Below are 19490 nucleotides of genomic sequence, written 5' to 3'. Positions count from 1 at the left end.
GGTTGGTGCCGCAGGCGCCCTGCGTCAGGTGACGGTATCCGCCCCAGGCGGCTTCCCGGCGTCGGATCCTGCCACCACCGCGATGGCTCCCAGGAGCAGCGCGGCATTGGCCCAGAAAATCCCCAGCACGCCAAGGGGCGCCGCAAAGGAGCCGACGGCGATGGGCAGCGTGATCTGCGCCAGCCGGTTGACGGTCATCCTCAGTCCCAGGACTGCGCCGTGGCTCGATGATGCGGTCAGTGACACCACCCAAGCCATGGTGAGCGGCTGCGGGATGCCGAGCCCGAGCCCCAGCCCGATCATCACGGCTATGGCGCCCAAAGGGCCCACCAGCGGCAGGGCGGCGAGTGAGAGGACCGCCGCACCAATGGAGGCGATCAGCATCGCCTTGCGTCCGAAGCGCGCGATCAGGCGGGTGAGGCCCACCCTGCTCGCGACCGAGACGGCGGCCCGGAGCGCCAGAAGCATACCCACGACGGCGGCACTGACGTTTTGTTCGGTGGCCCAGACCGGGACGAATGCGTACATCAGGTCCACCGTCACCAGCACCGCCCCGCTGACCACCAGCGAGCGCCACAGTCCTGGAGCCTTCAGGACCCCTGCCACGCTGACGGGTTCAGCCGCTGTTTTACGCCGGCCCTTGCGCAGCCCGGCGTCCGTCCGCCGCAGGAAGAAGTAGGCGGGTGTGGCCAGGGCGCTGAATCCGAGGCACACCAGGAGCCCCAGCGTAGTGTCCGGCGCGGCCCCGTCCCGGATGCCCAGCGAAGCCACGAGCGTGACGGCGGGCGGGCCGATGAGCTGGCCGATCGAAGCGGCGGCGGTCAGCGTGCCGAACGCGCTGTCAGTGGATCCTTCACTGCTGACGTGTGCCACAAATGCCTGCTGGCCCACCATCACCATGAGATGACCCAGGCCGATGAGGGCACTGGCCGCCAGCAGGATGGGAAGCCCCCTGACCGCCAGCATGGTCAGGGTCCCGGCAGCGGCCGTCAGCAGTCCGATAAAGGCCATGGCGGTGCCCCCGAACCTGTCAGCCAGGCGCCCTGCAGGCAGGGCGGTCAGCAGAGCGGGCAGCGCAAAGCTCGAAGCCAGGACGCCCAGGAAAACGGGGTCGGCACCTTCAGCAAGCGCCCGATAGCCGATGATGAGCCGGATACCCACCCAGGCAGCCTGGGCGAGGACTGCCTGCGCGCTGAGTGCTGTCCGCCAGCCGGGGTTCACGCCCGCAGCGGAATTTCGTCCGCCCCGCCCAAGAGGCGGGTCAGATCCTCGATGCTGTCCCTGGCTGCCCGGTACCGGGCCGGGTCCAAGTGGAAGATCGCCAGCTGCAGGGCATAGGCCAGGAGAACGGGAATCAGCTGGGTCCGGTACTCGCCGTCGTCACCGCGCCTGGCGGTGATGAGATGGTCGGGGCTGGGGCGGAAGCGGTAGCCCGGCACATCAGAGATCAGGATGCTCTTGCCTCCCCTCCGGGCTGCCTCGGTCACCAGTGCGGCAAGCTGGCGTGGCGCCTCGCGCAGCGCAAAACCAATGAGGGTGCTGTTTTCATCGAAGCTGACGAAGCGCTCGGCCAGGTCTTTCGGTGTTGTCCCCAGCGATACTGTCGTCAGGCCCAACCGCCGCAGGCGGCGTGCCATCAGGTCACGCGTGGGCTTTTCGTCGTCCCTTGAGAACAGGTAAATCGTCCGTGATCCATGCAGCGTCCTGGCGGCGGCGTCCAAATCGTCCTGTGAAACAAAATGCGGCAGCCGCTTCAGCGCGACGATTTCATCGGCGACGAAAGCGGCCAGGTCGTAGCCTGTGTCCCCGCGCATGATTCCACCGTGGTGGTCATGGATCTCGGTTTCGTCCTTGCGCAGGTCATTGCGCAGGTCCGGATAGCCGCGGTAGCCCAGCTTCTTTGCCAGCCGCACCACCGTTGATTCGTGGGTCTTGGCCCGGTCCGCAACTTCGGCCGCTGGAATTCCGGACATGTCGTCCCCCATGAGGACGTTCATGACGCGCTCTTCGGAGGCACTGAGCCTGACCGTACTGCTGGCCACTACTGCTTTGAAACTCACTCTGGCTCTCCTTTGAGATTCCTCTACGGAATAACTGTGATGCTTGACACTCTCTCACGAACATGCAATCCTGTGCAAGATTGCAAGTGAGGTTTTGACCCATCCTGCTTTCCCTATTTTCTCCACTTTGCCGCAGAGAGGCGGACAACGAAGATGCAAACCCTCAACGCACCAGTTGCGCTTGAATGGACGGTGGCCGCAGCGGCTGTTGGCGGGGGCCTGACCATGGCAGTGGTGGGCGCCGGCTACGGGCTGACGAACACCTCCGGTGTGGGGGCCGGATTCTTCCCCACGGTGGCTGGGACGCTAATGGCTTTGGCCGGAGTCCTGTGGGCCTTCCAGCTCGTGGCCGCCCGCCGGACTTCGGCGCCGGCACACGTCACGGGCGACACCGTCGAATCGCTGCCGCCGCACCACGAGTCAGAATCGGCACTGGTTTCCCTGCTCGATGACGACAACAGCGACGAGCCTGACGCCCCGGATTTCCCGGACCGCCAAGGGTGGGCCCGGGTGGGGATCATCTCAGGAGCAATCCTCCTGGCCGCCCTGCTCCTCCCCTTGCTGGGTTACACCATCGTCATGACGCTGATGCTTGGAACCATCCTCTTCTTCGTCAGCAAGCGCAAACTCTGGATGGCCGCCCTGGTGGCCGTTGGCTCCGCGTTGGCTTCACGCCTGGTCTTTGAGGTCTGGCTGGGAACGGCCCTGCCGACCGCCAGCATCGACTTCCTCGCAGGACTGGGGCTGTAGCCATGGGATTCGATCAGCTCCTCGGTGGCCTGGCTACCGTATTTACGCCCGAACACCTCCTCTTCGCGCTGCTCGGTTGTGTCCTGGGCATGCTGGTGGGTGTGCTCCCCGGCTTCGGCCCGGCTGCCGCCGTGTCACTCCTTATCCCGGTAACCTTCGGCCTGGATGCCACCTCCGCCATCATCATGCTGGCCGCCATCCTCTACGGCGCAGCGTACGGCGGAACCACGACGGCGGTCCTGCTCAGGATTCCCGGTGAGGCATCCTCCATCGCCACCACGCTCGACGGCTACCAGATGGCCAAAAGGGGACGCGGCGGCCCGGCGCTGGTGATCGCGGCGCTCGCCTCGTTCGTGGGCGGCCTGATCGGCGTCATCGGCTTCGTGGTGGTGGCACCCTTCAGCAGGCTCGCCCTGGAATTCGGTGCCCCCGAACTGTTCCTGGTGTCCCTCCTCGGTTTCGCCCTGATCACCAGCTTCGCCGGCAACAACCCGGCCAAGGCCCTGCTCAGCGCGGCAGCCGGCCTGGCGATCGCCACCGTGGGAGTGGATTCCGGCGTCGGCATTGCCCGCTTCACCTTCGACATGCCGGAACTGTTCGACGGCCTCGGACTAGTAGCGATCGTGATGGGCGTCTTTGGCCTCAGCGAAGTCCTGGGCCAGGCCCAGAAGGGCCCATTGGGGGTCCCTTCTCCGCTCAAGGTCGCCAGGCTCCTGCCCACCCGCACGGACCTGCAGCGCTCAGCCTTTCCGTCGCTACGCGGATCAGTGATCGGCTTCTTCATGGGCCTCCTGCCGGGCTCCCCCGGCGCCGCAACGTCGCTGGCCTCCTACGCCGCCGAAAAGCGGATCTCCAAGCGCAGCAAGGAATTCGGCAAGGGCGCAGTGGAAGGCATCGCCGGACCGGAGGCGGCGAACAATGCCCTGGCCGTCTCGTCCATGATCCCGTTGTTCACCCTGGGCATCCCCACCTCCGCCACCGTGGCCATCATGGCCGGCGCGTTCACCATGAACGGCCTCATCCCCGGACCCCTGCTGTTCCGTGACAACCCCGACGTTGCGTGGGCCATCATCGCCAGCCTGATCGTGGGCAACCTGATCCTGCTGGTCCTGAACGTCCCGCTGGCCCGGGTCTGGATCGCTGTGCTGAAGGTTCCGTTCCATTACCTCATGGCCGCCATCCTGGCGTTTATGTTCCTGGGCACCTACTCCATCAACGGCAGCGCGTTCGACATCCTGATCATGCTGGGCGCCGGCATCCTCGGCTACATTTTCCAGCTGGTCAAGGTGCCGCTCACCCCGCTGGTTTTGGGACTCATCCTGGGCCCTCTGCTGGAAGAGAATTTTCAGCGGTCCCTGGCGCTCTCCCGCGGCGACTACAACGTATTCCTGCAAGGCCCCATCAGCCTCACGTTGATCGGCGTGATTGTCCTGGCCATCCTGTTCGGCGCAGTCCGCCCCCTCATTGCTTCAATGCTGAAGAAAAAGACCCCCACCCCCATCGCACCAAAGGAGCTTGCGAAATGAAAAAAATGACCGCACTGACCACCACCGCCCTCGCTGCATCAGTTGCCCTGGCCCTCACAGGCTGCGGCGGCCAGGCCGGCAGCAGCACCACCACTGCCGCCGCGGACTTCCCCAAGGCAGGCTCCACTATCGAGTGGATCGTCCCCTCCGCAGCCGGCGCCGGCAACGACATCCTGGCCCGCATCGTTGCACCGGCCATGCAGGAGGACCTGGGCGCCACCATCAAAGTGGTCAACAAGGAAGGCGGCAGCCAGGTGGTAGGCCTGAACTACGTCGCCCAGTCCAAGGCGGACGGCCTGACTTTCGGAAACACCAACATCCCGTCCATCCTGGGCCGCTACCTGGATCCCAGCAAGAAGGCAGCCTTCGACCGCAGCAGCTTCACCCCGATCGGCTCCTTCGCCACCAACTCGGTAGTGATCGGCGTGAACAAGGACAGCAAGTACAAGACCCTCAAGGAACTGTTCGACGCCGTCAAGGCGGAGCCCGGGAAGATCACCGTGGGCACCGACTCACGCGCCGGTGACGACCACATCAACCTGCGCCTCCTGGAAGACCAGCTGGGCCTGGACTTCAACATCGTGCATTACAACAGCGGTGCGGACAAGGTGGCAGCCATTGTCTCGGGCGAGGTGGACTTCGCGCTGGGCGGCGTGTCCAGCTTCTTCGGCCAGTACAAGTCCGGCGACATCAAGCTCCTGACCGTGATCGAGGACAACCCAAGCCCCTTCGTCCCGGAAGTCCCCACCATGAAGAGCGCCGGCTACGACGTCAAGCCAATGGCCAGCAACTTCGCCCTGTCAGTCCCGTCCAAGACCCCCAAGGAAGTTGTGGCGAAGCTCGAGGCCTCACTGAAGACCGCGGCCGAGACTCCCGCCGTGCAGGAAAAGCTCAAGGGTGCGGCCACGCAGCCTACGTGGGTTCCGGCAGCCGAGGTCAGCAAGATGTGGGAAGAACGCGAAACCCTGATCAAGCCTGTCATCGACGAACTCCTCAAGCAGCAGTAGCCATGGACACGCCCAGAAAGGCCGGCGACACTATGCAGGCACAAGACCCTACTCTCTCCACCGCTGAGCTCGTGCGCCGCCTGGGAGCCATTCCGGCAGCCAACATCGGCGACGCCCAGGAACGCATCGGCGTGGCATCGGCCCTGTCACCCAGTTGGCCTGGCGCCAAGCTCGCCGGGCCCGCATATACGGTGTGGACGCGCCCTGGAGACAACCTTTACATCCACAAGGCCCTCGACGAAGCGCAGCCGGGCGACGTGATCGTGGTCAACGGCGGCGGGGACCAGTCCCGTGCCCTGATCGGGGACATGATCGGGCTTCGCGCCAAGAACCTGGGGCTGGCGGGCTTTGTGATCGACGGCGCCGTCCGGGATGCCGATGCCCTCGCGGACTGCGGCCTGCCGGTCTTCGCCCGCTCGGTCACCCCGGCAGGACCCTACAAGTTCGGCCCCGGCCGGCTGCAGCTCCCGGTGGCGATCGACGGCGTCGTGGTTGCCCCAGGCGACATCATCGTGGCAGATGCTGACGGCGTAGTTGTGGTACGTCGCGAGGAAGCGGAACAGGTCCTGGCGGAGGCAGGGAAAATCGAGGCACGCGAAGCCGCCAAGCGCATCGCTTTCGAGGGCGCCTCCGTCTGACCCGCACTGCCCTCACTTGCCAGAAGGCTGTGGGAACACTGGTAGAACGGTGCTCCCACAGCCTTCCGGCGCGAACTCGGCGCCATAGCTACACCTGGTCGTAGACGAGCCCGTTCCCGGCGACGCGCACGCCAGAGGTCCGCTGGTGATGAGCCAGTCTCCCGCCGGGCATCAGGTGCTGGACGTCCACAAGGGCCTGGACTCCTGCACCGGCCAACAGTTCCCCGAATTCATCCTGGCTTGCGGTTCCGTGGCCCACCGTCAGCAACCGCGGCACGCCGCCCGCCACGCCCGTGTCCTCCATGGGCCCAGCCTTTCACAGGCTCAGCACCTACTCGGCAAATCGAAGCGCTAGCTTGGCTGCCTGGAAATGATGGATTTGACCGGCGCTGTCTGGATTCCGGTTAACGGCGCATAATTGAATGCACAGGCGGCGATGCCAACGGAGGACACCATGAAGTTTCTCGGAGCACTGATCATTATCTGGCTGATCATCGGAGGAATCGCCGCCTGGCAGCGAGGTTACTTCGGCGGAGCTCCGGGGTCCTGCGCCCAGGTTGGGACGGTGGCCGTGACCATCGTGGCGGGGCCCCTGAACTACATGGGGGTCAACCCGCAGGTTGCGTGCGAGCTGCCCCAGCCATCCCAGTAACCCGGTCCTTGGTGCCGCGTCGGGCGTTCCCTAGAGTAGGGAATGCTTGGCGCGGCCTTTTGGTTGCGCCCTGAACCTGATTCCGAAGCCTCGAAAGGACTGCCAAGATGGCATTCGTCACCGTTGGAACCGAGAACAGCACCAATATCGATCTCTACTACGAAGACCACGGGAGCGGCCAGCCTGTTGTCCTGATCCATGGCTACCCGCTGGACGGTTCCTCCTGGGAAAAGCAGACGGCCGCCCTCCTGGAGGCAGGCTACCGCGTCATCACCTACGACCGCCGCGGTTTCGGCAAGTCCAGCAAGCCCACCGGAGGCTACGACTACGTCACGTTCGCCGCCGACCTCAATACCCTCCTGAACACGCTGGACCTCAACAACGCGGTGCTGGTGGGCTTTTCCATGGGTACCGGCGAAATTGCCCGCTACCTCAGCACCTACGGTTCGGCCCGGGTGGCCAGGGCCGCGTTCCTGGGTTCCCTGGAACCGTTCCTCCTGAAGACGGACGACAACCCCGACGGCGTTCCGCAGGAGGTCTTCGACGGACTCACGGAGGCGGTTACGGCGGACCGCTACGCGTTCTTCACGGAATTCTTCAAGAACTTCTACAACACCGATACGTTCCTGGGCACGCCTCGACTCAGCCAGGAAGCCCTGACCGCCAGCTGGAACCTTGCCGCCGGAGCAGGAGCCACCGCATCGGTGGCTGCCCAGCCCACCTGGCTCACCGATTTCCGCGCCGACATCCCGCGCATCGATGTTCCCGCCCTGATTGTCCACGGCACGGCGGACAACATCCTGCCGATTGACTCCACCGGGCGCCTGTTTGCCAAGGCCCTGCCCAGCGCCGACTACGTGGAGATCGACGGCGCCCCGCACGGCCTTCTATGGACCCACGCTGCGGAAGTCAACGAAGCCCTGCTCGCCTTCCTTAAGAAGTAAAGGCCGGTTGTAAACAGCACAGCGGAGGGGCCAGGCATCACGCCTGGCCCCTCAGCTGTGCTGTACGGATACCGCCTGGGTCAGGCCCTGGCAGCCTTGCCCGGCAGGGCCAGCTTGAAGACCTTGGCCCAGGACGATCCCACCTGCTTCAGCAGCGGCCCCGTGGTGTACTTCAGGCCGTAGCGCTGGCAGATCTCGCGGACCCGCGGAGCAACCTCGGCGTACCGGTTCGACGGCAGGTCCGGGAAGAGGTGATGCTCGATCTGGTGCGACAGGTTGCCGGTCATGAGGTGCATGAACTTTGAACCGGAGATGTTGGCGGAGCCGATCATCTGGCGGACGTACCAGTCGCCGCGGGTTTCGCCTTCCACCATTTCCTCGGTGAAGGTGTCGGTGCCCTCGGGGAAGTGACCGCAGAAGATGACAGCGTGCGCCCAGACGTTGCGTACGGCGTTGGCGGCCAGGGTGCCGTAGAGGGCTTGCTTGCCGGAGCCGGTGAGCATGGCGACGGCGGGGGTAGCAGCATAGTCCTTGGTGAACTGGGTGATGACCTTGCGGCCCAGGGCCTTGAGGTCCTTGTTCAACGCCTCCTTGGACTTCTTGCCTTCCTTATACTCGGTCAGCTCGAGGTCATAGATGGCAATGCCCCACTCGAAGATGGGCGCCAGGATGGCATTGAACAGCGGGTTGGCCAGGTTGATGGGCTTCCACGGCTGGTTCTCGTCCATGCGCAGGAGGTTGTACCCGACGTCGTTGTCCTTGCCCACCACGTTAGTCCAGCGGTGGTGCAGGTCGTTGTGGGTGTGCTGCCAGGAGCGCGAGGGCGTGACGAAGTCCCATTCCCAGGTGGTGGAGTGGATGTCCGGGTCCCGCATCCAGTCCCACTGGCCGTGCAGGATGTTGTGGCCCAGTTCCATGTTTTCCAGGATCTTGGCGAGGCTCAGGAGCGTAGTGCCCGTAACCCAGGCCGCCTTATTCTTGCTGACCAGCAGTGCCGCGCGGCCCGAGATCTCCAGCCCGCGCTGGATCTTGATCATGCGCCGGATATAGGCAGCGTCTGAGGCGCCGCGCTTGGCCAGGATCTCGTCGCGGATCGCATCGAGTTCACGGCCCAGCTCCGCCACCTGTTCGTCGGACAGGTGGGCTGCGGCGGGCGGACGGACCAACGGGCTGCCGGATTCCGCCAGTGCGCCGGGGCGCGTCTTTGCCGCTCCAGTGGGGGCGGTTTTGGTTTCTGAAACTACTGACATGCGGTATTGCTCCTCAGAGTTCGAGGTTGACGGGTCCGGCGGCTGCCGAGACACACGTTTGGATCAGTTGGCCGGGTTCACCATGGACTTCGTTCGTGCGGAGGTCGCGGACCTGACCGGCAAGGAGCGGGGTCAGGCAGCTGTGGCAGATACCCATGCGGCAGCCGCTGGGCATCAGCACCCCGGCGTCCTCGCCCACATCGAGCAGGGGGGTGTCGCCGTCGGCGTCCACTTCCCGGTCCGACGCTTCAAAGGTGACGAGGCCGCCGTCGTGTCCCAGCCCGCCGGCAAAGGTGGTGTTGAACCGTTCAATCATGAGGTTGCCGGGATCGCCGGCAATCGCGACGGCGGTGCCCGGGGCCCCGGCGGTGAGTGCAGCCTGCTTCCAGAGCGCCTCGGCATCGTCCAGGAAGCTGTCCGGACCGCAGGCGTAGGCCGCGCGTTCCTTCCAGTCCGGGCAGAGGTCGTCCAGCTCGGCGGTGGTGGTGAAGTCCAGGCGGCCCTGCTGGCCGGTGAACCAGTGCGCCAGCCGGAAGTTGGGGAACTGGTCTGCCAGCTCGTCGAGTTCCTCGCGGAAGAGGCTGTCCGAGGGGGTGCGGGCCGAGTGGATGAGTACGACGTCGGCATCCCGGCGACGCGGCACCAGCGTACGGATCATGGACATCACCGGGGTGATGCCGCTCCCGGCGGTGACCATCAGCAGCGGGCGCGGGTGCTCCGGCAGGACGAAGTCGCCCTGCGGCGGGGCCAGGAACAGGACGTCGCCGGGCCGGGTGGTGCGTACCAGTGTCCCGGAAACAGCTCCGACGTCGGTGACCGTGATGGCAGGGTCCTTGCCCGCGGGGGCACTGAGGGAATAGGAGCGCCAGTGGCGCACGCCATCCAGCTCAACACCGATGCGGGCCCACTGGCCTGCCAAGTGTGAATGCCAGCCGCGGCCTGGCCGGAAGAAGATCGTTGCCGACTGGGCCGTCTCCTGCACCACGCGTGTAACCACACCGCGGAGCTGCCTCGCGGAGAAGACAGGGTTGAACAGCGCCAGAATATCTTCGGGCGCCAAGGGCGTGGTTAAAACAGAGGCCGCCTGGGCCAGCTGACGTAGCCGGATCATGCGGTCAAGCCTAAAGCGGCGCGAGCCATTTTTCTCTCTCCCGTCACATGACCGTTTCCCGCAGTCACGCTTCTGATGATGGACGCTAAGCCCCCAAGCCGCTACAAGAATAACGGCTGCTGTCGTTGGATGGTTCCATGGGGATTTTAGTAAGGTTACTGATTATTAGCCAATAGGGCTGCCGCGCCAGGGTCCGGGGTCGACGGAGAGGGCCCGCATTCTCAGCGGGCGTCGCGTTCCTGGAATTCCTCATCGAGGTCGAAGTGCCTGAATTCGGTCTCCGGGTTGGGCTCACCCTCGACCACGTACTCGTAGTCCAGCTGGCGCTGGACCTGGCTGTCCAGGACCTGCAGGTCCTGGTCCGGCACCACCGAGAGATCTTCGGGGAAGTCGTCGTCCGGCGACAGGTGGAGTTTGTCAGACATGGGAGCCTCTCTGGGCTGTCAGGATGTCCGGGCTGCAGTGGCCCGCACACTCTCAGGATATTCCCTCCCGGTCAGATCACACAGCCGAATCTGCGCCGGATCAGGAACGGGCCGCGCTCCATCCGATCGCGGGGGCAATGTGACGGGCGATATTGCCCAGCATCTTGGCGTTGAAGTCGACGCCGAGCTGGTTGGGGACCGTCACCAGAAGCGTATCCGCGGCCTGGACAGCGGCGTCGGCGGCCAACTGTTGGGCAAGCAGATCAGGGGCACCGGCGTAGGTCTTCCCAAACCTCGCTGTCAGGCCGTCGATGACACCTACTTGGTCCCTGCTGTCGCGAAGGGCGCTGCCCGCAAAATACCTGTTGTCCTCTTCATCAACGATCGGCAGGATACTGCGGCTGACCGAAACCCGCGGCTGATGGCTGTGCCCGGCGGCAGCCCAGGCGTCGCGGAAGAGCTGGATCTGCTCCGCCTGCAGCTGGTCGAAGGGGACGCCGGTGTCTTCGGTCAGCAAAGTGGAGCTCATCAGGTTCATCCCCAGTCCTGCGGCCCACACCGCCGTCTTCCGGCTACCGGCTCCCCACCAGATGCGTTCCGCAAGGCCGGGCGATTGTGGCTGGACGGGCAGCAGTCCCCGCGTTCCGCCGGCGTAACGCGGATCCGCCTCCGCCACCCCGGCGCCGCTGATGGCCTGGCGAAAGAGTTCAGTGTGGCGGCGGGCCATGTCCGCGTCCGTTTCCCTTGGTTCCGGGACGTGACCGAACGCTGCGGCCCCGTTGCGGGCCGGCTCGGGTGAACCGCGGCTGATGCCCAGCTGCAACCGGCCGCCACTGATCAGGTCCGTCGCGGCGGCTTCCTCGGCCATGTAGAGCGGGTTCTCGTAGCGCATGTCGATCACGCCGGTGCCCAGCTCTAACCGACTGGTCCGGGCCGCGATGGCCGCCAGGAGCGGGAAGGGGGACGCCTGTTGACGCGCGAAGTGGTGTACCCGGAAGAAGGCGCCGTCGATTCCGAGTTCCTCTGCCGCTACCGCCAGCTCGATGCCCTGGAGCAGGGCATCCCCGGCGCTCCTGGTGCGGGAACCCTGGCCGGGGCCCCAATGGCCGAAGGAGAGGAATCCGATGCGCTGCATGTAGGGGGCAACCACCCGGCACGCGCCCGCATTCCCGGCTGGCATGATGGGGCTGTGAATGTTCCAGCTGAAACCGTCTCGATTGCGAAGACAGTAGTGCTGTTCGCCCTGGCGGCGGCCGCTGAGATCGGCGGCGCGTGGCTGGTGTGGCAATCCGTCCGGGAGGGCAAGGACTGGTGGTGGGCCGGGGCGGGCGTCATTGCCCTGGGCCTTTACGGTTTTGTGGCCACGCTGCAGCCCGATGCCCATTTCGGCCGCATCCTTGCCGCTTACGGCGGTGTCTTTGTCGCTGGCTCCCTTGCCTGGGGAATGATCTTTGACGGTTTCCGGCCTGACCGCTGGGACATTGCCGGCTCCGTCATCTGCCTGCTCGGCGTGGCAGTGATCATGTTTGCCCCGAGGAACGCGGGCTGAGCACCCCTGGCCTCAGGTGACGGACATGCCCCAGGCAGCCGGATCGGGCGGATCAGCCCCGGCCAAAGGCTAAACTGTCCCCGTGTCCACCAAACAGCCACCGCCCGGCGATCCCGCGCCTCCGCAGCGGGGGAAAATCGCCGAACGGCTGCTGCCAGGCGGCACGGAGCCGGATCCCCGCTTCACGCTGGCCAACGAGCGCACGTTCCTGGCCTGGATCAGGACCTCCCTGGCGCTCCTGGCCGGGGGAATCGCCATCGAGGCCTTCACCTCGGACCTGTTCCTCGAACCGGTCCGCAAGGGCCTTGCAATCCTGCTGCTCCTTCTCGGCATGCTGCTGAGCGCCGGTGCCGCGGTGCGCTGGATCAGGGTGGAACGGAGCATGCGCAACAAGACCCCGCTCCCGCTGCCGCTCATCGTGCCGCTGCTGGCTGGCGCTGGGGCGCTGGCCGCCGCCGTCGTCCTCATCTTTATCCTCTGGCGCTGACCCGTGGCCCGCACCAGGGCGGCACCGCCCGGACATGAGGATCCGGGCCTCCAGCCTGAGCGGACCACGCTGGCGTGGGGCCGGACCATGATGGCGCTGGTGACTGTGAGCGCTATTTTCCTGCGCTGGCTCCCGCACCACGGGCTCCCCATCCTGCTGCTTTTTGCTGTCTCGGCCGGCGCTGCCGGTGCCATCTACTTCACGCAGCGCCGCCGCTACCGCACCAGCACGCGCGGGATTAGGCAGGAAACCGTCGACGCCGACACATCCGCTGTGCTGTGGACCGCGGCCTCCGCAGTTGCGCTGGGCGGCCTGGGCATCCTGGTGGTACTCGTCACCTAGTCCGCCCCCCGGCGCCGGTTCAGAACATGGGGAGGATGAACCCCGCCAAAAACGCCACTGTGCCGACACCGGTAAGGATCCGCCCCACCACTACGGCAGTCTTCCCGGCCGCTTCCGGTGCGGCGGTCTGCCACTGGGTGGGACGTTTGGGGTGGTAGTAGATGGGAAGGGTGTCGCCCACTGCCATGTCCTTGATGTCGTGCGGGGACATGGGCGCATGATGGATCCGGTACTTGTGGTCAAACCACCGAAAGCCCGTCCCGCTCGCATCTGAATAGACCACGCCCTCGGCGACCACCCACGGGTTCACGAATCGCCGCAGGAACCCGGCATAGACCAGCAGCATCAGCCCGGCAGGCAGGCATAACCAGGTCAGCATTTCCAGGATGGGACCTGCCATTTCGAGCGCAGTTGGCATAGTCAAGATGCTACAGGGAACGGGTTAACGGAATCAGCCGATTGGTTCGGCCATCTGCTCCACCACGTACTGGGCGTCCACGGTGGATCCTGTGACTGGGTCCGTCATTTCCACCCTCCAGCTGCGGGCGAATTGGTTCACCCCGCTGGTCATGGCGACCGTGCCCGAAATGAGTACCGTTCCCGGTTCGTTCAGGCCGCGTTCGGCGAGCACTTCCAGCCAGTAATCAGGGGTCAGCAGGGCTCCCAGGGAACTGTCCTGTATCAGGGTGTCCGGGGTGTCGCCCTCCCCCACCCAGCCCTTCAGCGTGATCTGGTCCAGATGGCCGCGCACTTCCTCCAGGCGCCATGCCTTACGGCCCAGGACATCCGGGCTGGCGTTCTTGCTCCAGGCAACGCCGTGGACCTCGAGTTCGCGGTCGGTGTGGTCGCAGGCAACCGTCAGCAGCACGCCGTCGTCGGTGATGACCAGCGCCCATTCGGCTTCCCCTGACGTCCGGGCATGCTGGACCCGGACTTCCGTGACCTGCTGGGCCAAGTAGGGGGACACTGGGTAGAGGGCCGGAGTTGTTGCAGGTCCCGGCACGCCAAGTTCTGCCAGTTCGGCAATATGGGCCTGCACTTCTTCCTGCTCGCGCCCTGCGTAGCCTGCGTTGAGGAGGTGATTGACCTGTACATCCCGCGTGCTGCCGTCGGGAAGTTCGAAGCTGAGAACCGTCATGGTGGATCCATCCTTTGCGTGTGTTGCGGGGAAAATTTACAAACCGGAAACCGGAAACAGTCGCCTATGTACATCCAGTATGCGTAATGTATACATTTAACGCCAGCGTGACAGGCGTCACCCTCAAATTACTCGTGGAGGACAAACACCATGGCTAGAGTCCCAGTTCCGGTTTCCGGCGCAGCGCCGCATCAGGACAAGCCGATTCATCCCAAGGGCCTGTACAAGGCCTTCGCCGCCAGCCTCACCGGCACCGCACTCGAGTGGTACGACTTCGCCGTCTACTCCGCCGCGGCCGCCGTCGTATTCCCCATCGTTTTCTTCCCGTCCTCGGATCCGCTGACGGGCACCATCCTGGCCTTCTCCACTTATGCGGTGGGCTACGTTTCCCGCCCTGTGGGCGGCATCATCTTCGGCCGGCTCGGAGACCGGATCGGCCGCAAAAAGGTCCTCGTGACCACCCTGATGATCATCGGTGTGGCCACCGTCCTCATTGGCGTCCTGCCCGGATACGGCAGCATCGGCATCACCGCCCCCATCATCCTGGTGCTGCTGCGGTTCGCCCAGGGCGTTGGCGTGGGCGGCGAATGGGGCGGCGCAGTGCTGCTCTCCAGCGAATACGGTGACCCGCACCGCCGTGGTTTCTGGGCCTCAGCCGCGCAGGTCGGCCCACCGGCCGGCAACCTGCTGGCCAACGGCGCCCTGGCGATCCTGACCCTGGCCCTGACCGAGGAGCAGTTCCTCAGCTTCGGCTGGCGGATCGCGTTCCTGGTCTCCGCCGTACTGGTGGGATTCGGCCTCTGGATCCGGCTCAAGCTGGAGGACACCCCCATCTTCAAGGCCATCGAGGCGCACGGCGAACAGCCCAACGCCCCGGTCCGCGAAGTCTTCAGCAAAGAGCTCCGCCCGCTGATCGCCGCCATCCTGTGCCGGGTCGGCCCGGACGTCCTCTACGCGCTCTTTACGGTGTTCACGCTGACGTACGGCATCCAGACCCTCGGCTACGAGCGCAACCAGGTGCTCACCGCAGTCCTGATCGGTTCGGCGTTCCAGCTGTTCATGATCCCCCTGGCCGGCGCCGTGTCCGACCGCTTCAACCGCCGCGTGGTTTACGGCACCGCCGCGGTCCTGGGCGCCCTTTGGACGTTCGTCTTCTTCGGGGTCCTCGGCGGCGACAACGAGCCGGTGCTGATCATTGGCATCGTGCTGGGGCTTATGGCGCACTCCTTTATGTACGGGCCGCAGGCCGCGTTCATCGTGGAGCAGTTCTCGCCGCGGCTCCGCTCCACCGGAAGCTCACTGGCCTACACCTTTGCAGGCGTGATCGGCGGCGCCATTGCCCCGCTGATGTTCACGGTGCTGCTGTCCCAGTTCGGCACCTGGATTCCCGTGGCGATTTACGTTGCCGTTGCAGGCGCCGTCACCTTGGTGGGACTGGCCCTGGGCCGGGATTCGAACACCGTGGAGGACGAGGACTACCGGCTCCTGCTGGAAGGCACCGGGGCCGCACCGCAGCCGTCCGGAATCCGCGAAACCGAGTGAGAACCCGGAGTTTTTGTCCACGGAAGTCGCCCAAAACGCGCCGTGGAAGTCATGTGGACAAGAACTCCTTCAGTTGCGGAGCAGGATGTCCCGCGTGACAGCCAGGTGATGGTCAATGGCTTGCTGGGCCTTCGCGGAATCGCCGGACACCAGGGCATCGAGGATGTCCTGGTGTTCGGCGCATACCTGCTCCCGCCGGCCACCGGTGCGGAACAGCGCGGACACGCCCACCAGGATCTGGCGGACATGCAGCTTGCTGTAAGTCCGGGAGATCAGTTCGTTGCCGGCAGCATCGATCAACTGCTGGTGGAAGAGGGTGTCCAGCCGGATGAACTCTCGCGCAGCCTCAGGATTCAGTTCATCAGGAAGGGCTGCCTGCTGGTCGAGGGTGTCCTGCATGGTCCGGGCGGGTACCACGCCCTGGTCGATCACCAGCCGGGCGGAATGGCTTTCCAGGACACCACGCAGTTCCATGAGTTCGGACATCTCACGGCCGGTCACCGGCGGAACGTAGGCGCCGCGCTGCGGGATCAGTTCCACCAGGCCGTCGGAGACGAGCAGCAGGAGGGCCTCACGCACAGGGGTCCGCGAAACGCCGATTTCGGCGGCAAGCTCCTGTTCGTTCAGGAACCGGCCCTGCATGTCCGGATCGGTCAGGATGTTTTCGCGCAGGTACGCGTACGCTTTTTCCCGGCCAGAGGCCGCCGTTCCCGACATTTTTCGCATACATTATGTATACAACAGAATGGAGTAATTTCATGCGTTTAGCAGTGGCCCAAATCATCACCGGAGCCGATCTGGCCGCCAACCTGGAACTGATCCGAGAATACGCCACCCGCGCAAAAGCAGCCGGGGCGGAACTCGTGGTGTTCCCGGAAGCCGCCATGCGCGCCTTCGGCCACCGGCTGACGGATATCGCTGAAACGGTCGACGGCGCCTGGGCCGGCAGTGTGCGCAGCCTCGCCAAGGAGTTGGACATCACGGTAGTGGCGGGCATGTTCACTCCAGGGCGGGACGGGCGCGTCCGCAACACCCTGCTGGTTACTGGACCTCATGTGGAAACCTCCTACGACAAGATCCACCTCTTTGACGCATTCGGTTTCGCCGAGTCAGACACCGTGGAGGCCGGAACCGGTCCCGTGACCTTTGAGGTGGACGGCACCACCTTCGGCCTCGCCACCTGCTACGACGTCCGCTTCCCCGCCCTGTTCACCGCCAACGCCAAGGCCGGCGCCCAGGTCAACATCGTCTGCGCCTCGTGGGGCGCCGGCGAGGGCAAGGCGGAGCAGTGGGACCTTCTGGTCCGGGCCCGGGCCCTGGACAGCACCACCTTTGTGGTGGCCTGCGGCCAGGGTGATCCGGCCAGCGTCGGCATCACCACCGCCGGCAATGCACCCACGGGCATCGGGCACAGTGCCGTCATCTCTCCCTTGGGTTCAGCCCTGGTGGCGCTTGGCGGCGAACCGGAACTCGCGATCGTCGACATTGACCCGTCCGTCGTTGCCGAGGTCCGCGGAAAACTGCCCGTCCTGGAGAACGCCCGGTCCTTCTAGGGCGTGCGGGAGATGGCCGCGTTCACGGAAGCACAAATCCCCTGAGTGCGGCCATCCACGGCCCGAAACAGTCCAGGTGGGCGTCATGGGAGGCCCCGGGGAGGTCAACGCGCGTCGCATTCCTGCCTCGCCGGACAAACCCGGCCTTGCCCGCTTCGTCAAACATGCCGGCTTCCCCGTAGGCCACCAGGGTGGGCACAGCCACGCTTTCCCACTCCCCCCAGCGCGGGACGGCCACCGCACTGATGGCCGCCACCATGACATCGGCGTCGAACCGCGGCCAAAAGCCGCCGTCGCGCTCCTCCAGATCCGCCGCCCAGGCAAGTGCGAGCGGTGCATCGCCAAGGAAGGCCTGGGCCGCGGCCCGGCTGGGGAACGGCACGGGCCAGGACCGGAAATAATCCCCCATCGCCGCGCGGTCCTCCGCCCCTCCCCCGCCGGCGTCCGCCTCCAGCAGCACCAGCCTGGATACCAAGTCCGGCCTCGCTGCGGCCACGAGCATGGCCGTATGGCCACCCATCGACTGCCCCACCAAGGCTGCCGGCGGGCCCACCGCCTCAAGCACACGCACGACGTCGGACACGTAAGCAGCGCGCGAGACATCCCTTGGGTGGCGGGTGCTGGCGCCGTGGCCGCGCTGGTCCACCAGCACTGTGCGGCATTCGGGGAGCGCTGCCGCCGTCGGCAAGAATTCGCGGGCGCTGCCGGCGAGGCCGTGGAGGATCACTACGTTGGGCCCGCTGCCGCCTGTGTCATAGCAACGCAGTTCCACTCCCTGCCCGGCGGTAACAGTAAATCCTTGGATTGACGTGGGCATCCCATCACCGTACGTGAATCCCACCGCGGGCCCGGTGAGCTGCCGTTCATTTTCACGAAACCTTCTGGCCTTTAGCGTCCGTCGGCGGCTTCTCACCCTCCGTGCACCAAATTTCGCGCCGCTGGTGGCATCCAGCATGCTGATCCGGGGTTCTCCGGACAGCTCAACAGGCTTCGTTAACATTTCGGAAACATATCGGTCATGCGATCTTCACGTAGGCGACGTTTGCGTAACCTGCCTGCAACTTAGCGAAGCAGAAACGGAAACACACGGCGGCAAATATTGACCAGGGGGAATGCGAGGGCCGAACTGGAGAGTCCCGTATTGCAGGCTCAACGCGAAGGGACCCGCAGGTGGAAATCACTGCGCAACACGTCTGGCTGATGATTTCAGCGGCAATGGTACTGTTCATGACCCCTGGGCTAGGCCTCTTCTACGGGGGCATGACCCGCGCCAAGGCGGCCCTCAACATGATCCTGATGAGCTTCATCTCCGCGGGAATCGTCGGTGTGGTCTGGGTGCTCTGGGGCTACTCGATGACCACCGGCGAAGGCATCCTGGGCCTCTTCGGCAATCCGTTTGCCAACTTCGGCCTGCAGAACCTCATGGGCTCGCCCGAGCTCATCAAGGCCGGCTACAGCGCCACTTTCGCCATCATCACCGTGGCCCTGATCAGCGGCGCCATCGCGGACCGTGCCCGGTTCAGCGCCTGGGCAGTCTTCGTTCCTGTGTGGATCACGCTCGTCTACTGCCCGCTCGCCTACATGATCTGGGGCGGCGGACTCCTCAGTGCCGGCGGCGCCCTGACGTCGATCTTCGGCCAAGTCATCGACTTCGCCGGCGGCGCAGTAGTAGAAATCAGCTCCGGCACTGCTGCCCTGGTCCTTGCCCTGATCGTGGGCCAGCGGCACGGCTTCGCCAAGGATCCCAACCACCGACCGCACAACGTCCCCTTCATCATGCTTGGTGCCGCCATCCTGTGGTTCGGTTGGTTCGGCTTCAACGGCGGCGCGGCGACGACGGCGGAACAGGCCGGCCTCATCTGGGTCAACACCCTGGTGACCCCCGCCGCAGCCATGCTCAGCTGGCTGGTCGTCGAAAAGGTACGGCACGGCCACCCGACGTCCCTCGGCGCTGCCTCCGGCGTGGTGGCAGGCCTGGTGGCAATCACCCCGTCCTGCGCCAACATCAGCCCGGTGGCCGCCATCGGCCTGGGCCTGGTGGCCGGCGCAGCCTGCTGCTGGTTTGTGGACCTGAAGTACCGCTTCGGCCTGGACGATTCCCTCGACGTTGTGGGTGTCCACCTCGGCGCGGGCCTTATCGGGACGTTGGCCCTGGGATTCATCGCCCTTCCCGTGGACGGCGTGGGTGGTGGACTGTTGTACGGCGGAGGCGTGCAGCAGCTGATCGCCCAGACCGCCGCAGTGGTGGTCACCCTGGTCCTCTCCGGCGGTATGACGCTGGTGATTGGGCGCGCGATCAACAAGACCATCGGTTTCCGGGTCAGCCACGAGGCCGAGACCGTGGGCGTGGACCTCGCCGAGCACGCCGAGAGCGCCTACTCCTTCGGGGAACTGGGCAGCCGTTTCAACCCGTCCGGCCACCTCGCTGCCGCGCAGCCGGCAGCCCAGGAGTCCGCCTCCCAGCGCGCCAAGGAAGACAGCTTCGCCTGACACTGCGACCCCATTCTGTTGCGCCT

The 19490-nt window shown here is 65.3% G+C and carries 23 protein-coding genes; 12 read left to right on the top strand and 11 right to left on the bottom strand.

Translation table 11 applies throughout. From position 1 onward, the window contains the following. Positions 1 to 24: 24 nt before the first annotated feature. A complete protein-coding gene (locus V9L17_RS17415) occupies positions 25 to 1221 on the bottom strand; it encodes an MFS transporter (protein ID WP_337352288.1) in 1197 nt (398 codons plus the stop codon). Next, positions 1218 to 2060 (bottom strand): MurR/RpiR family transcriptional regulator, encoded by an 843-nt coding sequence (locus tag V9L17_RS17410; protein WP_337352287.1) that lies wholly within the window; start codon positions 2058 to 2060, stop codon positions 1218 to 1220. Before V9L17_RS17410 ends, V9L17_RS17415 begins: the two co-directional genes overlap by 4 nt. 153 nt (positions 2061 to 2213) lie before the next feature. On the opposite strand from V9L17_RS17410, the gene V9L17_RS17405 reads away from it, so the two are divergent. The 4 genes from V9L17_RS17405 to V9L17_RS17390 are packed head-to-tail and all read left to right on the top strand — an operon-like array spanning position 2214 to position 5981. After that, on the top strand, positions 2214 to 2810 hold the full coding sequence (locus V9L17_RS17405; RefSeq protein ID WP_337348833.1) for a tripartite tricarboxylate transporter TctB family protein: 597 nt from the start codon (positions 2214 to 2216) through the stop codon (positions 2808 to 2810). A gap of 2 nt (positions 2811 to 2812) precedes the next feature. Further along, positions 2813 to 4336, top strand: coding sequence for a tripartite tricarboxylate transporter permease (locus V9L17_RS17400; protein ID WP_337348832.1), 1524 nt, complete (start codon positions 2813 to 2815; stop codon positions 4334 to 4336). Then, on the top strand, positions 4333 to 5343 hold the full coding sequence (locus V9L17_RS17395) for a Bug family tripartite tricarboxylate transporter substrate binding protein (protein ID WP_337352286.1): 1011 nt from the start codon (positions 4333 to 4335) through the stop codon (positions 5341 to 5343). Before V9L17_RS17400 ends, V9L17_RS17395 begins: the two co-directional genes overlap by 4 nt. A 2-nt stretch (positions 5344 to 5345) precedes the next feature. After that, positions 5346 to 5981, top strand: coding sequence for a methyltransferase (locus V9L17_RS17390; protein ID WP_443198047.1), 636 nt, complete (start codon positions 5346 to 5348; stop codon positions 5979 to 5981). A gap of 88 nt (positions 5982 to 6069) precedes the next feature. Here the strand turns inward: V9L17_RS17390 and V9L17_RS17385 are convergent, their stop codons facing one another. After that, positions 6070 to 6285 (bottom strand): hypothetical protein, encoded by a 216-nt coding sequence (locus V9L17_RS17385; protein ID WP_337352285.1) that lies wholly within the window; start codon positions 6283 to 6285, stop codon positions 6070 to 6072. A gap of 150 nt (positions 6286 to 6435) precedes the next feature. Here V9L17_RS17385 and V9L17_RS17380 point away from each other — a divergent pair, with 150 nt between their 5' ends. Both V9L17_RS17380 and V9L17_RS17375 read left to right on the top strand, forming a co-directional pair. Further along, complete coding sequence (locus V9L17_RS17380; protein WP_337348829.1) at positions 6436 to 6633, top strand: hypothetical protein; 198 nt, start codon at positions 6436 to 6438, stop codon at positions 6631 to 6633. A gap of 107 nt (positions 6634 to 6740) precedes the next feature. Beyond that, positions 6741 to 7577 (top strand): alpha/beta fold hydrolase, encoded by an 837-nt coding sequence (locus V9L17_RS17375; protein WP_337352284.1) that lies wholly within the window; start codon positions 6741 to 6743, stop codon positions 7575 to 7577. An 80-nt stretch (positions 7578 to 7657) separates the two neighbouring features. Here the strand turns inward: V9L17_RS17375 and V9L17_RS17370 are convergent, their stop codons facing one another. The 4 genes from V9L17_RS17370 to V9L17_RS17355 all read right to left on the bottom strand — a co-directional run bounded on the left by V9L17_RS17370 (position 7658) and on the right by V9L17_RS17355 (position 11498). After that, positions 7658 to 8827: a fatty acid desaturase family protein gene (locus V9L17_RS17370; protein ID WP_337348827.1), complete on the bottom strand. Its 1170-nt coding sequence runs from the start codon at positions 8825 to 8827 to the stop codon at positions 7658 to 7660. A gap of 13 nt (positions 8828 to 8840) precedes the next feature. After that, the gene (locus V9L17_RS17365; protein ID WP_337348826.1) at positions 8841 to 9938 is read right to left on the bottom strand and encodes a ferredoxin reductase; all 1098 of its coding nucleotides are present in this window, start codon (positions 9936 to 9938) and stop codon (positions 8841 to 8843) included. A 221-nt stretch (positions 9939 to 10159) separates the two neighbouring features. Further along, positions 10160 to 10363 carry a hypothetical protein gene (locus V9L17_RS17360; protein ID WP_337348825.1) on the bottom strand — a complete coding sequence of 68 codons (204 nt, stop codon included), beginning with the start codon at positions 10361 to 10363 and terminating at the stop codon, positions 10160 to 10162. A 100-nt stretch (positions 10364 to 10463) separates the two neighbouring features. After that, positions 10464 to 11498, bottom strand: coding sequence for an LLM class flavin-dependent oxidoreductase (locus tag V9L17_RS17355; protein ID WP_337352312.1), 1035 nt, complete (start codon positions 11496 to 11498; stop codon positions 10464 to 10466). A 54-nt stretch (positions 11499 to 11552) separates the two neighbouring features. On the opposite strand from V9L17_RS17355, the gene V9L17_RS17350 reads away from it, so the two are divergent. The 3 genes from V9L17_RS17350 to V9L17_RS17340 all read left to right on the top strand — a co-directional run bounded on the left by V9L17_RS17350 (position 11553) and on the right by V9L17_RS17340 (position 12741). Beyond that, positions 11553 to 11912, top strand: a complete 360-nt coding sequence (locus V9L17_RS17350; protein WP_337352283.1) for a YnfA family protein — start codon at positions 11553 to 11555, stop codon at positions 11910 to 11912. Between the two features lie 82 nt (positions 11913 to 11994). After that, the gene (locus tag V9L17_RS17345) at positions 11995 to 12399 is read left to right on the top strand and encodes a YidH family protein (RefSeq protein ID WP_337348823.1); all 405 of its coding nucleotides are present in this window, start codon (positions 11995 to 11997) and stop codon (positions 12397 to 12399) included. A 3-nt stretch (positions 12400 to 12402) separates the two neighbouring features. Continuing rightward, complete coding sequence (locus tag V9L17_RS17340; protein WP_337352282.1) at positions 12403 to 12741, top strand: DUF202 domain-containing protein; 339 nt, start codon at positions 12403 to 12405, stop codon at positions 12739 to 12741. A 19-nt stretch (positions 12742 to 12760) separates the two neighbouring features. Here V9L17_RS17340 and V9L17_RS17335 read toward each other — a convergent pair whose 3' ends face one another. After that, complete coding sequence (locus tag V9L17_RS17335) at positions 12761 to 13159, bottom strand: DUF3592 domain-containing protein (protein ID WP_337348821.1); 399 nt, start codon at positions 13157 to 13159, stop codon at positions 12761 to 12763. A gap of 33 nt (positions 13160 to 13192) precedes the next feature. Next, complete coding sequence (locus V9L17_RS17330; protein ID WP_337348820.1) at positions 13193 to 13879, bottom strand: DUF2848 domain-containing protein; 687 nt, start codon at positions 13877 to 13879, stop codon at positions 13193 to 13195. A 150-nt stretch (positions 13880 to 14029) separates the two neighbouring features. On the opposite strand from V9L17_RS17330, the gene V9L17_RS17325 reads away from it, so the two are divergent. After that, positions 14030 to 15421, top strand: coding sequence for an MFS transporter (locus V9L17_RS17325; protein WP_337348819.1), 1392 nt, complete (start codon positions 14030 to 14032; stop codon positions 15419 to 15421). 69 nt (positions 15422 to 15490) lie between these two features. Here V9L17_RS17325 and V9L17_RS17320 read toward each other — a convergent pair whose 3' ends face one another. Next, positions 15491 to 16147 (bottom strand): GntR family transcriptional regulator, encoded by a 657-nt coding sequence (locus V9L17_RS17320; protein WP_337348818.1) that lies wholly within the window; start codon positions 16145 to 16147, stop codon positions 15491 to 15493. A gap of 32 nt (positions 16148 to 16179) precedes the next feature. Here V9L17_RS17320 and V9L17_RS17315 point away from each other — a divergent pair, with 32 nt between their 5' ends. Further along, positions 16180 to 16974, top strand: a complete 795-nt coding sequence (locus V9L17_RS17315) for a carbon-nitrogen hydrolase family protein (RefSeq protein WP_337348817.1) — start codon at positions 16180 to 16182, stop codon at positions 16972 to 16974. A gap of 22 nt (positions 16975 to 16996) precedes the next feature. Here V9L17_RS17315 and V9L17_RS17310 read toward each other — a convergent pair whose 3' ends face one another. Further along, positions 16997 to 17791 carry an alpha/beta fold hydrolase gene (locus V9L17_RS17310; RefSeq protein ID WP_337352281.1) on the bottom strand — a complete coding sequence of 265 codons (795 nt, stop codon included), beginning with the start codon at positions 17789 to 17791 and terminating at the stop codon, positions 16997 to 16999. Between the two features lie 353 nt (positions 17792 to 18144). Here V9L17_RS17310 and V9L17_RS17305 point away from each other — a divergent pair, with 353 nt between their 5' ends. Then, positions 18145 to 19464 carry an ammonium transporter gene (locus V9L17_RS17305; protein ID WP_337348815.1) on the top strand — a complete coding sequence of 440 codons (1320 nt, stop codon included), beginning with the start codon at positions 18145 to 18147 and terminating at the stop codon, positions 19462 to 19464. The last annotated feature ends 26 nt before the right edge of the window (positions 19465 to 19490 follow it).

The sequence above is a fragment of the Pseudarthrobacter sp. CCNWLW207 genome, from assembly GCF_037203945.1.
Lineage (GTDB): Bacteria > Actinomycetota > Actinomycetes > Actinomycetales > Micrococcaceae > Arthrobacter.
This window is presented reverse-complemented; position numbering and strand designations above follow the sequence as displayed.

Excerpts from the sequence above, each read along its gene's own strand:
- V9L17_RS17385 (WP_337352285.1), bottom strand. The coding sequence starts at position 6,285 with ATGGAGGACACGGGCGTGGCGGGCGGCGTGCCGCGGTTGCTGACGGTG.
- V9L17_RS17310 (WP_337352281.1), bottom strand. The coding sequence starts at position 17,791 with ATGCCCACGTCAATCCAAGGATTTACTGTTACCGCCGGGCAGGGAGTG.
- V9L17_RS17320 (WP_337348818.1), bottom strand. The coding sequence starts at position 16,147 with ATGCGAAAAATGTCGGGAACGGCGGCCTCTGGCCGGGAAAAAGCGTAC.
- V9L17_RS17355 (WP_337352312.1), bottom strand. The coding sequence starts at position 11,498 with ATGCAGCGCATCGGATTCCTCTCCTTCGGCCATTGGGGCCCCGGCCAG.
- V9L17_RS17325 (WP_337348819.1), top strand. The coding sequence starts at position 14,030 with ATGGCTAGAGTCCCAGTTCCGGTTTCCGGCGCAGCGCCGCATCAGGAC.
- V9L17_RS17395 (WP_337352286.1), top strand. The coding sequence starts at position 4,333 with ATGAAAAAAATGACCGCACTGACCACCACCGCCCTCGCTGCATCAGTT.
- V9L17_RS17400 (WP_337348832.1), top strand. The coding sequence starts at position 2,813 with ATGGGATTCGATCAGCTCCTCGGTGGCCTGGCTACCGTATTTACGCCC.
- V9L17_RS17335 (WP_337348821.1), bottom strand. The coding sequence starts at position 13,159 with ATGCCAACTGCGCTCGAAATGGCAGGTCCCATCCTGGAAATGCTGACC.
- V9L17_RS17330 (WP_337348820.1), bottom strand. The coding sequence starts at position 13,879 with ATGACGGTTCTCAGCTTCGAACTTCCCGACGGCAGCACGCGGGATGTA.
- V9L17_RS17370 (WP_337348827.1), bottom strand. The coding sequence starts at position 8,827 with ATGTCAGTAGTTTCAGAAACCAAAACCGCCCCCACTGGAGCGGCAAAG.
- V9L17_RS17390 (WP_443198047.1), top strand. The coding sequence starts at position 5,346 with ATGGACACGCCCAGAAAGGCCGGCGACACTATGCAGGCACAAGACCCT.
- V9L17_RS17360 (WP_337348825.1), bottom strand. The coding sequence starts at position 10,363 with ATGTCTGACAAACTCCACCTGTCGCCGGACGACGACTTCCCCGAAGAT.
- V9L17_RS17375 (WP_337352284.1), top strand. The coding sequence starts at position 6,741 with ATGGCATTCGTCACCGTTGGAACCGAGAACAGCACCAATATCGATCTC.
- V9L17_RS17315 (WP_337348817.1), top strand. The coding sequence starts at position 16,180 with ATGCGTTTAGCAGTGGCCCAAATCATCACCGGAGCCGATCTGGCCGCC.
- V9L17_RS17380 (WP_337348829.1), top strand. The coding sequence starts at position 6,436 with ATGAAGTTTCTCGGAGCACTGATCATTATCTGGCTGATCATCGGAGGA.
- V9L17_RS17405 (WP_337348833.1), top strand. The coding sequence starts at position 2,214 with ATGCAAACCCTCAACGCACCAGTTGCGCTTGAATGGACGGTGGCCGCA.
- V9L17_RS17365 (WP_337348826.1), bottom strand. The coding sequence starts at position 9,938 with ATGATCCGGCTACGTCAGCTGGCCCAGGCGGCCTCTGTTTTAACCACG.